Here is a 14,329-nt window from a genome sequence, read left to right as displayed (position 1 = left end):
TACCCCAGACAAGGAGCTGTTCAAAAGACTGCTCCTTGTATAATCATATTACTCTCTTACATTTGTCTTCCATGCCTGGTCTTTATCAATCATTTTCTTTGCCGCATAAATGAGGAGGAATTGTACCAGGATGATCGGAAGTCCCATGAGACCTGCTATGACTTCCAAAGGAGCCAGTCCTCCAATACGCATCAGTACTAACGCCACTGCAGTAATGACAGCAGCAATGATGACCCGCAGCGTTTTGGGCGGTTCATATTTACTCATATCTCTAGTACTTGTGTACGCTGCCACAGTATAGGTAGTCGAATCAAGTGTTGTGGTCAAGAAAATAAGGGCAACGATCATGAACAAGATAATTGCGATTTGTCCGAACGGGAGCGTAGCAAGTATCTCAGGTATTGCTGCCATTCTTGCTTCGTTCTCCACCAATTTCAAAATGGACATATCTCCCATCAGATACCGATGCACCCCTAATCCTCCGAGCACTCCTGTAGCCAGCCAGGAAATGAGTGTAGGTGCAAGTAGATAGGTAAGAATCATTTCTTTGATCGTTCTTCCTTTAGAAATCTTTGCAGCAAAGACACTATGAAGCATGGCCCAAGTTGCACTGTAGGCAAACCAGAAAACTGTATTACTCTGAATATGTGTAGGTTCTGCCTGATAGACCGATTCGGTATTCAAGGAAAAATCAAGGTAATTGGTCAACAAAAACGATACACTGTCGGTAAAATAGTTCAAGATGAATACCCCAGGCCCGCCGATAATTATGAACACAGCAAAAAAGCCTGCCAAATACATATTCCATGTACTTAAACGTTTGATCCCTTTTTCAATACCTAAATAAGCACTCAAGGAGAATAAGAATACCCAAACAAGTGTGACAATGATAGTCATCGTGAAAGACACTTTGATCCCTAACAGATTGGACAAGTTATGGGTGATGATTGGCGTACCAAGGCCCAACGTGACAGCTGCACCGGACAGAATACTGATGAGGAACAATACGTCAAGAATCTTCCCGCCGATTCCATCGGTAAATTTATCCCCGAACAATACCCGGCAGGCTTCTGAAATTCTCATCAGCGGCCGCTTTTTCACATGCAAAATATATCCCATAGCTGGTGCTGCCATGACAAAAATCGCAAAAACCTGGAAGCCCCATAGGAACATACTATAAGAATTTCCCCATAGGAGCGCCGTTGCAGAACCAGGTTCGACCCCTGGAGGGGGATCGTTCGCCACAGAAGTCCATTGCAGCATACCTGTCCGCATGATTGTGGAGCCAATCCCCATCGCAATCAATATGGAAGCATATTCAAACAAATTGAAGCGAGGTTTTTCTTTAGGATCCCCCAGAACTACCTGACCATATTTTGAGAAAGATAAGTACAATCCAGCAGCAAGCAGGATTATTCCATACCATAAGTAACCCCAGCTGAATACATCTACAATGAAAGCAAAAATGGAATTAAGCAGTTTTAATGATTGACTTTCGTAAAGAGCAAACGGAATACTGATTCCAATTATGATCAACAATGAGGGCACGAATATTTTGTAGTCAATTAATCTCTTCTTGTTCATCGAATCCTCCTAAAATTATGATACTATGTTTTTTCCCCGGCCCTCTTTCACTACCCGAAATTGAAGAATTATAACAATAAACTTGAAAAAATCCACTTTTTACCTTTCACGGAAAAACCCCCGCTCATATAGATAAGATCGGGGGCAGACTCCATATTATTAACTTGTAAACCTTTCCTGCTTTCATTAAGCTTCAACCATGCTTAACCCTGTCGTTGTGTCATGCCAGGCCTCCAATTGGTGAAGTCGTTCCCGGAACCGGACAACTTCTCCGACAATAATCATAGCTGGATTGCACATCCCTGTTTCTTCTACGATTTGCACAATGGTACCTAATGTTCCTGTCTCCACACGCTGATTTTCCGTCGTACCTTCTTGAATGATAGCCACAGGAGTTTGTGCATCTTTGTATTTCAGTAGCTGCTCACAGATAAAAGGAAGATTACTGACTCCCATATATATAGCGATCGTGTCGATACTTGCAGAAATCCCTTTCCAATCGACTTCTTTGTCTCTTCCCTCGCAGCGATGTCCAGCAATAACGGCAAAAGAGCTTCCCATGTCCCGATGAGTTATGGGGATATCCGCATAAGCTGGCGCAGCGATACCTGATGTGATTCCAGGAATGACTTCATAAGAGATCTGATGCTTTGCAAGTGATTCCACCTCTTCCCCGCCACGTCCGAATACAAAAGGATCCCCGCCTTTCAAACGAACAACAGTCTTCCCTTGTTTCGCATATTTAACTAAAAGATGCTGGATTGTTTCCTGTTTCAAAATATGAAATTTTGGATGCTTTCCGCAAAAGACTAAATGTGCATCCTCTTTTGCTTCCATAAGTAGTTTCTTATTGACTAAGCGATCATATAAAATGACGTCTGCATCTCGAATACTTTTCAGAGCCTTCACGGTAATAAGCTCCGGGTCGCCAGGACCAGCACCAACTAAATAAACCCTTGCCATAAAAGCCCTCCTATAGGATTATTTATTACTGACCATCTGGCAGCATTACGAATATATTATCGTCTTCCACTTCCACTTGATACGTTTGAACACATCCATGATCTGGCGCTTGAACCTTGCCATCAGAAATATTGATTTTCCAGTCATGCATTGGGCAAAAAACGTGTTCGCCGCTTACCATCCCTTCTGCCAGCACACCACCTTTATGTGGACACCTGTTTTCAATCGCTTTTACCTTTCCTCCCGCTAATTTGAAAATAGCTAATTCCATCCCTCTGAACTGGACAGTTTTTCCTAATTTGTCTGGAAGCTCACTTGCCTTTGCAACAAAAACCTTATTCGTCAATTGCTGCATACACACCCCTCCTGTAATGGTTTATTTTGACTTTGTAGGAACTTTCACATTCTGGTAAAGATCTCGCAATAGCCTTCCATCCTCCAACGCTTCTTTCCATGGTTCCTGTACAATTGACAAGGCTTCATCCATACGTTGAACTAGATTAATAAATGTATTTTTATCAGACAAAACTTCTTTCACGTGCTCAATCCCGACACGTTCTACCCATGCTGATGTTCTTTCCAAGTAACTGGCATTTTCCCGGTAATGCTGCAAAAATGCAGCTGTTGTTTCCATTACTTCTTGTTCTGTCTTGACTTTGGCAAGCAGCTCCGCCTTCCTCATATGTGTGCCACCATTACCCCCGACATAGATTTCGAATTCGCCATCGAGGCCGACGACCCCAACATCTTTCACTGATCCCTCTGCGCAGTTTCTCGGGCAGGCAGATACACTCATCTTCACTTTATGAGGGGTATTAAGCCCTTCAAATTTCTTTTCCATTTTCACCCCTAAACCGATGGAATCTTGTGTTCCAAATCGGCAAAAGTCAGCCCCGACACAGGTTTTCACAGTACGTAAGCCCTTCGCATAAGCAGAGCCTGAAGGCATATCTAGCTCTGACCAGATATTTGGAAGATCCTCTTTTTTGACACCGAGTAAATCTAGACGCTGCCCACCTGTTACCTTGATCAATTTCACCTGGCATTTATCTGCTATATTTGCGACCTTTCTCAATTCTTCCGCATTGGTCACGCCTCCGTACATCCGTGGTACGACCGAATACGTACCGTCCTTCTGTATATTGGCATGGAGACGCTCATTAACAAAACGTGACTCTTTCTCGTCCTGATATTCTGTCGGATTAAGCATTCCCAAATAATAATTCAATGCAGGCTTACATTTTGAGCATCCTTCCTCAGACTTCCAACCAAGAACGTTCATGACCTCTTTTGTATGGGTCAATCCTTTATGCTTGATCTCCTCAATGACCTCATCCCTCGTATGCGGGGTGCAGGAACAGATCGACTCTTGTTGATTGTGATGATATTCATCACCTAATGTATGTTCCAATATATCTGAGACGAGTGATGAGCAGCCTCCGCAAGAGCGTGAGGCGCTCGTGCAGCCTTTTACCTGTTCGACAGTCTTCAGATCCTGACTTTGGATAGCTTCGATAATGGTACCTTTGCTAACGCCATTACAGCCGCATATGATCTCATCCGAAGGCATTTCAGATATTGGACCACTGCCAGTTACTTTTGACTGCTTTCCGTCTAAATATTCTTCAATGCCGGCTCCTTTGTTAATTAGACTTAACAGCCGGTTCCCGTCTTTGGTATCACCAAATAATACAGCCCCACTAATCTTCCCATCATCGATAAGCACTTTTTGATAAATGCCTCTCCACTCATCAAAAACTTTATAGCTTTTTGTTGTGCTGTCTTCGTTGATTTTTCCAGTGGAAAATACATCAACTCCAGAAACCTTTAGCTGCGTAGCTAATACCGAACCCTGATACCCCTCGCTATCGATACCGCAAATGTGTTTTGCGAGTTCTTGCCCCTGTTGATACAGGGGGGCAACAAGACCATAAACCATTCCTTTATGCTCCGCACATTCTCCAACAGCGTAAACATTCTTTATCTCTGTTTTCATATGATCGTTGACAAGGATTCCCCGGTTGACCGGAATACCTGATTCCTTAGCTAATGCTATGTTCGGTTTGATACCTACCGCCATCACGACTAAGTCAGCTTTGATTTTTTCCCCATCCTTAAACAGCAGCCCTCTGGCCCGGTCTTTGCCCGTAATCGATGCGGTCTGCTTTTCAAGCAGAAAATTCATCCCTTGTTCTTCCAGTTCTTTTTGCAGCATCATTCCCGCCGTTTTATCCAGCTGCCTTTCCATCAAATAATCGGCAATATGAATGACATCCACTTCCATACCCAGATTCAAAAGGCCCCGGGCAGCTTCCAATCCTAACAGACCGCCACCGATGACTGCTGCCTTTTGATACTTGGAAGAAGCTGCAATCATTTCCTCACAATCCTTGATATCACGGAAGGCAGTAACTCCTTCCTTTTCCACTCCAGGAAGGGGAAGCATGAACGGATTGGACCCAGTCGCAAGAATTAAGTGGTCATAAGGCAGCTCCCGATGTTTGTCCGTTTCCAAAACCTGGTCTTTTGTATTAATGGAAGTAACTGCTTCACCTGCATATAAAGTGATATTATTTTCCTCATACCATTCCCAGTTGTTCAACGTAATGTCTTCGATTTCCGTGTCCCCCTGAAGCACCTTTGACAACTGAATACGATTGTAATTCGGGTAGGGTTCCTTACCAAAAACAGTAATATCAAACTGCCCTGGAGCCTGCTTGATGATTTCTTCAATGGTATGTATACCTGCCATCCCATTTCCTATCAGCACTAATTTCTTTTTTCTCATTGCACTGTATCCCTCCAAGTAAATTGATAAACTATTCTAATCGATTGATTCTAACGGGCGTACGCTTAAACCCGGGCATAAGGCTGGTTGGATCGAAATCATCCCTGACCATCCGGTTTACGGTTTGCCGCTTCCCCCAATGAAAGGGAACAAAAATCGTGTCCTTGCGGGTATCAGTCGACCATTTGCTTCTAGCAATGATTTTCCCATGTTGCGATTCTACTTTTACCAATGTTTCGTCAGGAATGTTGTACCGCCTAGCTGTTTCTGGGTGAATTTGCATATCAGCTTCGAAATTCCTTGCTTCCAGAGAAGAACTTCTTCTCGTTTGCTCACCCGTCAAATAATGAGCCATTACCCGTCCATTCGTTAACAATAATGGGAACTCCTCAGATTGCTCACCTTTTGTTACCTGATGTTTACCAGTAAAGATCATTCTGGCTTTTCCGTTTTCATGGGCAAATCTCTGTTCAAATAAACGTTCCGTCCCCTTATGTTCCAGGTCGTAACAAGGCCACAAAATGCCGCTTTCCTTCCTTATCCGCTCGTAGGTGATTCCGGAGTAATCTGCTCTTCCGCCTTTACTGGCAATTCTGAGCTCTTCAAATACTTCTTCTGCACTTTTAAAAGAAAACTTATTTTTCGTTCCCATCTCCTTTGCTATGTCACATATGATTTGCCAATCTCTCCTTACCTCTCCAGGTAACGGTCGGCTAGCTTCTCTTAACGTCACCCTTCCTTCGATATTTGTCATTGTCCCTTCATCTTCTATATAGGAGGCAGCAGGTAACACCAAGTCAGCCAGTTGTGATGTTTCCGATAGAAAAAGGTCGGCAGTTACCAGAAATTTGAGCTTCTTTAAAGACTTTGTTACGAAATGAGCATGTGGACTTGAGATGACTGGGTTTGATCCCATAATAAGCATCCCTGTAACCGCTCCATCAGACGCTCTTTCGAAAAGTTCATACGCAGAAACTCCTTTACCTGGCAGCTCCTTCTCGTCCACTCCCCAAACTTTGGCGATGTATTGGCGATCCTTTTTATCTTCTATGGAGCGGTAACCAGGCAATTGGTCAGCCTTTTGGCCATGCTCCCTTGCTCCCTGGCCATTTCCCTGGCCGGTAACCGCCCCAAATCCCGAATAAGGTTTTCCTATCTTTCCTGTGGCCAGCAAAATATTGATGTACGTACAGACAGCTTCCGTTCCGTCAATTTGTTGTTCGATGCCCCTTGCGGTGAAAATCATTCCCGAAGACTCGCTGGCAAATATCCGTGCCGCCTGATAAATATACTCTATCGGGATTCCTGCTTGTTCAGCACACTTATTCTGGTCAAGACTCTTCAGTTCTTTAACCACTTTTTCATATCCATCCACACGTTCCTTTAGAAATTGTTCATCAGCCAGCCCTTCCCCTAATATTACTTTCAGAAGCGCATTTCCGACTGCAACATCAGTCCCCGGCTTGTTTTGTAAATGAAGATCGGCAAGCCTGGTTGTGGCTGTTTCTCTTGGATCAACAGCAATGATAAATGCTCCATTTTCCTTTGCCTGTTCAAAATAAGGCATGATGGTCGGCTGGCACTCGGCGATATTCGTGCCTGCCAAAATAATGCAGCGCGTATGGGAAATATCCTGAAGAGGGTTCGTAAGTCCCCGGTCGATCCCAAATGATTGATTAGCAGCACTAGCAGCCGATGACATGCAATAACGACCGTTATAATCAATGTGCTTTGTTTTTAAAGCTACCCTGGCAAATTTCCCTAAAAGATAGGCCTCCTCATTGGTAAGAGATGCACTGCCATAAACAGATAAAGCATGTGGTCCATCTTCTCTTTGAATTGTTGCAAAATTCCTGCTGATAACCTCCAATGCTTCCTCCCAGCCTATGGGTATAAACTCACCGTCGACATTCAAAAGCGGCTCTGTAATCCGTTCATTGTGGAATACATGCTGATGGGCGTTCATTCCTTTTATACAAAGACGGCCTCGTGAAGTCGGATTCTCTTGACCAACGGCTTTGTAAGAATTTCTAGAAATCACTTTTTGTTCAATCAGCTTCATTTTGCACTGCATGCTACAAAAGGGACATTGTGTTTCATATACCATGTCGGAAGCTGCATTTTTCTGCTTGGTCCGAAAATGATCCAATAATTGTTTAGTCAACCTTTACACACCCCTTTCTCATCCCAGCGTGCCTACACCCTCCGGACCATTAACAATGGAAATGTGTCTTTCCAGACTTGAAAGTAACTGGTCTTGTGATTCTTTAGAGAAAATAGCTTCCCTGACAGCTATCATGTTTAATCGATTCAGCCAATCCTGGACCGTTTCCTGATAGAACGCCGTGCTTCTGTAATATTCAATCAGTGCCATTATCACCTGGCCTGCCTCTTTTTCCGTTTGGATAACGCAAAACAATTCGCCTGCTTGACTTTCAAAACTGCCCCCAACATATACTTCCCAACAATCGTACACCTTTACTGCAGCAAAATCGTTCTTCCTGCAGGCATGAACAGAATGCTTACACGTCGACACGACTGCTTTTATAGAATGGGGAGGCTTGAGCACGCCTAGCATTCCTTCAAGGTTTTGCACCAATGGAAGTGCATCATACTTCTTGCATCCGCATCCGGACGGGGCGATATCCGCCTTGATGAATATCTGAGGCTCTCCTTTACGCTCAATAGGCATTTTTAGATCCTCTATAATACCCGGGACATCCTCCCGCTTCATACCGAACAAATGGACACGTTGTTCCTCTGAAACAGCAATTTGGGTGGAAGGGTACTTTTCAGCTATTTCAACAATACTTCTTAGCTTGCGGGTATCGAGTACCCCCCCTTCTAATTTCGGTGTTACCATCCGCCCTCCATCATGAGGGAGAGGCAGCTTCTCTTCCTTTGAATAAAAGAGAGGATTCTTTCTGCTAAGATAATAATTCAAAGCGGGATGACAAATCGAACAACCATTTTTGTTCTGCCAGCCGAGTTTATCCATTACCACCCGCACACTCAAAAATTCACCATTCTCTATTCTTTCGACAACTTCTTTTTCTGTTAAGGTGGTACATTTACAGAACGATCGATCGCCAGTTTCCTCGTCATAGCTGTCACTACGGATATAATCCAGCAGTTCAGCGACCCTTGGCTTGCATCCACCACATGAACTCGAAGCCCTGGTACATTTTTTCACTTCTTCCACTGTTGAGATACTTTTTTTCTTAACAGCATGGATGATTGTTTCTTTGGTTACGCTGTTACACGTACAAATATGTTCACTAAGGGGTGCTGAAGCTGCTTTACTAGTGGAGCTGGATGTATTTAATAAAGAATATTTATCCTGGTCCAAAAACACTTTTTGTTTGGTGATCGCCTCCAGTAGCTGTGTACTTCCCCTCGTATCTCCAAAAAGTACTGCTCCAATTACTCGATCTCCATCGAAGTATACCTTTTTATAAATCGCTTCAATGTCATTTCTATATTGAATAGTTGGTGTCGTTGATGAAGGCAGGATGTCTCCTGCTGAAAAAACATCGATGCCTGAAACTTTCAATTGAGTGGAAAGAATAGAACCCTTGTAACTGGAAGTTTGCTTTTGGCACAAATGCTTCGCGAGAATAGCGGCCTGTTCAAATAAAGGCTTCACCAGCCCATAAACCCTCCCGTTATGCTCTGCACATTCCCCGATCGCATAAATGTCTGGGCTGCTGGTTTGCAGAAAGTCATCAACTATAACTCCGCGATTCGTATTGATTCCGCTGTCGGCTGCCAGTTTCACATTTGGTTTGACACCAGCGGCCATGACCACAAGATCAGCCTCTATTTCCGAACCATCCGTGAACCGTAAGCCTTTTACTCTTTTATTGCCAATTATTTCTTCGGTCTCCCTATCAAGCAGAAAATTCATCCCCTGCTTTTTCAGCTTGCTTTTCAACATATGAGAAGCTGTTGGATCAAGTTGTTTTTCCATTAAATAATTTGAGATATGAATGACATCCACTATCATCCCCTGATGCAAGAGCCCCTTGGCAGCTTCTATACCTAGCAAACCGCCGCCAATGACCACTGCCTTTTTATGCCTTTTTGCTTTTTCTATAATCATTTGGCAATCCAGTATAGTCCTGAAACTAAGGACTCCATCCTTCTCCACGCCAGGAAGAGGTAAAATGAATGGAGATGACCCAGTTGCTAAAATCAATTTGTCATAGGAAGCTTCTCTGCCTTTTTTGCTGATTATTTTTTTCTGGTCCTTATCAATTGAAACTACTTCCTCACCTGCAAATAGCTTAATATTATTTTGTTTATACCAGCTACGTTGGTGAAGGATAATTTCCTTAAAGGAAGCATCTCCCTGAAGGACAGAAGAGAGCATGATCCGGTTATAGTTTCCATGTGGCTCCTGCCCAAAAACAGTGATGTCATATTTGGATGGGTCCTCCGCGAGTATATACTCAACACAACGCATTCCTGCCATTCCATTTCCAATTACAACAAGCTTTTGTTTACTCATTCATTCACCTCCAACAGGTAATGTATAAGATTGAGGATTTGGAAATTTTTTATATTTCATTGATTGTTTATTAGTCTAGCAAGGATATTTATGGTAAACATTACATATGTAAGGAAAGCTTACATAGTTTTTTCATTTAGATTTGCTTATTAGCATAGGCATTCACGATACAAGTAAATAAGAATCCCTTCCGCGCTAACCAGGTTTAATAAAAAAAGCCAACCTGCTATTTGCAGGTTAGCTTGCCAACTACCGCCCTTCGTTCATGCGAAAATGGGCATTCAATTGTCCACGAATCATTTTTTTGCGCATTTGAGCTTCTGTCTCTTCTCTGTCTTTTTCCTTCTTTAGTTCTTGCTTCAATTCCATCGATTGGACGCCTTCTTCCCGTTTTTCCGCTATTTTCACCAAAGTTTCAATATCTGAAAAAGAATATTTTCGTGTCCCGTTTGGTGTACGTTCCGGAAAGATTAATTTTCTTTCTTCATTGTAGCGAATCTGTCTTTCTGAGAGGCCTGTAAGTTCCTTTACCACACCAATGGAAATCACTTTTTTCGTCTTGTAATCTTCAGACACGGCCCCTCTCCTCTCTTTAATTTTTTAACGTCTGCCAGTAAAGGGCTTCCTTATATAGTATGCCTCAACCCTGTTTAGCGAGATGAATATAAACGTCTTTTAAGCTATAGTAGCCCATTTTCTGGATTTCGTTGATATTTTCCTTCCATAATAGCGCAGTAGCCATGGCATCTTGCAGGGCATGGTGTCGCTGTGTGATTGTTATTCCATAATATTTACAGCATTCATCCAGGGTTACAAGCTGTTTTTCCTTATACGCAATTTTAGTCAGAAAAGATGTATCGACAATCCGGTGTTGGAAACTCTTTCTAAGGGCAAGCCATGTAGCATGACGCATAAACTGTTGTTCATGAATCGCATGATGGGCAACAAGCACATCACTTTTAATAAAACGATAAAAGTCTTTCAAGACATCACGGAGCGAAGGCGCTTTTTCCACCATTTCCTGTGTAATACCTGTCAGCTCCTTGACCTCTTCTGACAAAAGTGAATCACAATAAATAAGCGAATAAAAGGTTTCCGACTCGATTATTTTTGTCCCGATCATTTTTACAGCCCCGATGGAGAGAATCCTGTCTCCTGTATAAGGGAAAAAGCCAGTTGTCTCTAAATCAAAAACGACCACGGGCAGCTCGTCAAAGGGAATATCCAGCACATCTCTCGACTGCAACTCTCGTTCCAAATTTCTCAAATAAGCGACTTTCCCAGGGTTCGTCTGGTTCAGCGAAGTAATACCTCCAAGACTATTGGAAAGATGCTTTACCAATTGGATAAATGGATTCACCATTTGTCCTCACGCTTGATTAATTGTTTGGTTTTAGAAAAGAGCTCGTGACCATGCTTGATCAACCGCTTCAATTCCTTTTTTTCATGCTTAGACATGCAGCTGATTGAAATCTCGTGCATCTTATCATAGCTTTTCGCTTTTCTGCCGTATGCCAGTCGAAACTCCAGCAGATTAGAGAAATCTTTTTTAAAAGACTCCACAAAAGGATATAAGGCAGCAAGCTCATTAAACCTTTCTAGTGTCGATGAAGCAAAGCAGTTCTTTTTCAATGCTAATACGCGAGTCGAATTGACATATGGGAAAAACGCCGTTTCCTTCAAGTCCAATAGACCAGCCTTTCCTCCGCTTTGCTCAGGGAGCAGCTGGCCAAAAATACCGATGCTCCTTTTAATGAATTCCATATTATCAATCAGGCGAGCATATAGATGGGGGTGGTTATCCAGCATATCAAACGCCTCCCCTTTCAGTTCTTTTAATAAGTTTTCATCGCCTATCAAGGCCCGCGAATCAGTAAATATCGAAAAGTAGCGGAGAGTTTCCCAGCTAGCTTCTTTCAGCCACTCTAAATTTTGTATCCTGGCAGCCGTGAGCGACTTGCACCAGACGGGGTTAGAAGCCATAATATTCCCATCACACTTTTCATAACCAACGATCATTAAAGCCTGACTGATTTCTTTCCCAAGTGCCAGGAAATAGTGCTGACATGTATCCGGGCCATCAAACACAATACCATGGTCCTGATCACTCCACAGCAGCTGCTCTGACCTGCCCCCGCTTCCCATTAAATAAAACGCAAAGGGAGCAGGTGGCTCCCCCTGCTCACGCTCTACCTTTTCCATTACCAGCCGGACCGTTTTCCGGATGACCTGATCATGAAAATCATTCAATTCTTTGTGGTTATCGGCTGCCTCCAGGATATTTTCCTGCCGCCATTTTTTTATCTCTGTATAATTAGATAACACAGACACCATTCCTTTTTCAGAACGACTGCCATTAATCATGATCCTGTTTTCGTTTCCGGACGGGACAAGGCTTCAGGATAGCCGTAACCGCCGTGTTCACTAAGATCAAGCCCGATGATTTCTTCCTCTTCGGTGACACGGAGACCTCCCATCACTTTCTCCATTACTTTCAAAAGAATGTAAGAAACGATAAACGCATATAGACCGCAGCTCACTACACCCAGCACCTGCACGCCAAGCTGTTCTAATCCGCCGCCGTAAAACAAGCCCGGCCTTCCCACGGTTGCTAATTCCGGTGTAGCAAACAAGCCATTAGACAACGTTCCCCACACCCCTACGGTTCCATGGACCGATAAGGCAAAAATCGGGTCATCGATTCTTTTCCGGTCAAAAAAACGCATACTGAAGAATACGATGATACCTCCGATTAACCCGATGACCACTGCCGCCCATGGCTCCACAAAAGCACAGGAAGCCGTAATTGCCACTAGACCGGCAAGGGCGCCATTCAAAGTAGTCGGTACATCGGCTTTACCGGTAACTGCCCATACAATAAGCATAGCACCTATCGCTCCGGCACCTGCCGCCAATTGTGTATTAAGTGCCACGTACCCGAAAAAGGCATCCGCAACGCCGAATGTGCTCCCTGCATTAAACCCGAACCAGCCTACCCATAGGACAAGTACGCCGAGAGCTGTAAATACCTGATTATGTCCGGCAATTTCATTGGAAGAACCATCTTTGTTATATTTTCCGATCCGCGGCTTTAAAATAATGGTTGCAGCTAAGGCTGCCATAGCTCCTGTGAGATGGACAACTGTCGAACCTGCGAAATCCTGCTTGCCGTGTTCTGCCAGCCAGCCTCCACCCCAGATCCAATGAGCGATTACTGGGTAGATCAGTACAGAAAACAGTAATGCAAAAACTACATAGGCGGTTAATTTCGCACGTTCAGCAAATCCGCCAAATGCAATCGTCATCGCGATTGCAGCAAAGGCCAGCTGAAAAAAGAAGTCTACAGATCCTGCCAGTCCTTCTCCCATTGTTGTGGCATCTCCATAAAAGAAATTCCCAAATCCAATAAGTGCATTCCCTTCACCGTAAATAAGCCCATACCCAAATGCCCAAAAGACTATGGAAACAATACCGACAGTAAATACCGTTTTACCGGCAATATGACCGGCATTTTTCATCCTTGTTGACCCAGCCTCCAATAAAATGAATCCTCCTTGCATCAGCAGAACCAGAACCGTACAAACCACAATCCATAGATTGTTCATCAAGAACAAAGCATCCATATAAACTTCTCTCCCTATATGTCATATTTGTTAACATAACGTGTCAATAAAAATCATAGCAACTTCTGAAAATTCGCACAACGAGTATGTAAGAAAATCTGACACAGTATTTTTAATTGTCGAATGCTTTTTACCAACACTCTTCTTTTTTCCTTTATAATAGGGTGAAAGAAACGGAAAGAAGGGATTGGAATGGTGTACAATGTCTTTTTGTTTTTGCACATCTTCGGTGTAATTCTTATGTTTGCTGGTGTCTCCCTTGTTCTAACTGCAGTTGCTGCCATGTCACGCACTAACCAAATTGAAGCTATTAGGCTTTGGGCAGGTTTGGCTGTAAAATCTGATAAAGTGCTTCCTGTAAGTGTATTGTTCATTTTACTACCTGGTATCTATCTCACTTCTGTTTCCTGGGGATGGAATATTGCCTGGGTGAACGTTTCACTTATCACCTTGATAAGCATGACTCTCACAGGGCCACTAGTTAATTTACCAAGGCTCAAAGCCATTGCCAAAGAAGCAGACAAACCAGTACTTACCCCTCTTTTATCCTCTAAAATAAAAGATCGTACGCTCTGGATTTCGCTTTCAACCATGACCTTTCTGACAGTTGCTATATTGTTCCTCATGACAATGAAATTTGGACTCATCGGCTCCCTTAGCACCATATTATTTGCCCTTTTTATCGGAGCGTTCACTGGTTTGTTCGCTGCGAATAAATTGCATTTTTTCACAGAAGAGAAACCTGCAACTTCTACGGATGCCTATTAAAGTCGTATTTCACTAAGAACGGCCCTAATGGAGGTTTGTGAATATCACTTGCGTTTTTTTACAAAGCTCCAAGCATACCTTAATATAAAAATC

Annotated in this window: 11 protein-coding genes; 1 reads left to right on the top strand and 10 read right to left on the bottom strand. The window is 43.2% G+C overall.

The window, feature by feature from the left end:
* Positions 1–48 precede the first annotated feature (48 nt).
* From JOC33_RS11210 to JOC33_RS11165, 10 genes are all read right to left on the bottom strand, one after another.
* Complete coding sequence (locus tag JOC33_RS11210) at positions 49–1,584, bottom strand: BCCT family transporter (RefSeq protein ID WP_205092623.1); 1,536 nt, start codon at positions 1,582–1,584, stop codon at positions 49–51.
* A 186-nt stretch (positions 1,585–1,770) separates the two neighbouring features.
* The gene (gene cobA / locus JOC33_RS11205; RefSeq protein ID WP_205092622.1) at positions 1,771–2,547 is read right to left on the bottom strand and encodes a uroporphyrinogen-III C-methyltransferase; all 777 of its coding nucleotides are present in this window, start codon (positions 2,545–2,547) and stop codon (positions 1,771–1,773) included.
* 25 nt (positions 2,548–2,572) lie between these two features.
* Complete coding sequence (nirD, locus tag JOC33_RS11200; RefSeq protein ID WP_205092621.1) at positions 2,573–2,902, bottom strand: nitrite reductase small subunit NirD; 330 nt, start codon at positions 2,900–2,902, stop codon at positions 2,573–2,575.
* Positions 2,903–2,923: 21 nt separating this feature from the next.
* The gene (gene nirB / locus JOC33_RS11195; RefSeq protein ID WP_205092620.1) at positions 2,924–5,335 is read right to left on the bottom strand and encodes a nitrite reductase large subunit NirB; all 2,412 of its coding nucleotides are present in this window, start codon (positions 5,333–5,335) and stop codon (positions 2,924–2,926) included.
* Between the two features lie 31 nt (positions 5,336–5,366).
* Positions 5,367–7,499, bottom strand: a complete 2,133-nt coding sequence (gene nasC, locus JOC33_RS11190; protein WP_205092619.1) for an assimilatory nitrate reductase catalytic subunit NasC — start codon at positions 7,497–7,499, stop codon at positions 5,367–5,369.
* Positions 7,500–7,517: 18 nt separating this feature from the next.
* Positions 7,518–9,845: a nitrite reductase large subunit NirB gene (nirB, locus tag JOC33_RS11185; protein WP_205092618.1), complete on the bottom strand. Its 2,328-nt coding sequence runs from the start codon at positions 9,843–9,845 to the stop codon at positions 7,518–7,520.
* Between the two features lie 249 nt (positions 9,846–10,094).
* Positions 10,095–10,421: a MerR family transcriptional regulator gene (locus JOC33_RS11180; protein ID WP_205092617.1), complete on the bottom strand. Its 327-nt coding sequence runs from the start codon at positions 10,419–10,421 to the stop codon at positions 10,095–10,097.
* 64 nt (positions 10,422–10,485) lie between these two features.
* Positions 10,486–11,208 carry an exonuclease domain-containing protein gene (locus tag JOC33_RS11175; protein WP_239534152.1) on the bottom strand — a complete coding sequence of 241 codons (723 nt, stop codon included), beginning with the start codon at positions 11,206–11,208 and terminating at the stop codon, positions 10,486–10,488.
* Positions 11,202–12,209 (bottom strand): DUF294 nucleotidyltransferase-like domain-containing protein, encoded by a 1,008-nt coding sequence (locus JOC33_RS11170; protein ID WP_239534151.1) that lies wholly within the window; start codon positions 12,207–12,209, stop codon positions 11,202–11,204. The genes JOC33_RS11175 and JOC33_RS11170 overlap by 7 nt, the downstream gene beginning before the upstream one ends.
* Positions 12,206–13,468, bottom strand: a complete 1,263-nt coding sequence (locus JOC33_RS11165) for an ammonium transporter (protein ID WP_205092616.1) — start codon at positions 13,466–13,468, stop codon at positions 12,206–12,208. Before JOC33_RS11165 ends, JOC33_RS11170 begins: the two co-directional genes overlap by 4 nt.
* Positions 13,469–13,660: 192 nt before the next feature.
* On the opposite strand from JOC33_RS11165, the gene JOC33_RS11160 reads away from it, so the two are divergent.
* Entirely contained in the window at positions 13,661–14,236 is a 576-nt protein-coding gene (locus tag JOC33_RS11160) for a hypothetical protein (RefSeq protein ID WP_205092615.1), read from the top strand.
* Positions 14,237–14,329 lie beyond the last annotated feature (93 nt).

The sequence above is a fragment of the Thalassobacillus pellis genome, assembly GCF_016908295.1.
Lineage (GTDB): Bacteria > Bacillota > Bacilli > Bacillales > Halobacillaceae > Thalassobacillus > Thalassobacillus pellis.
This window is presented reverse-complemented; position numbering and strand designations above follow the sequence as displayed.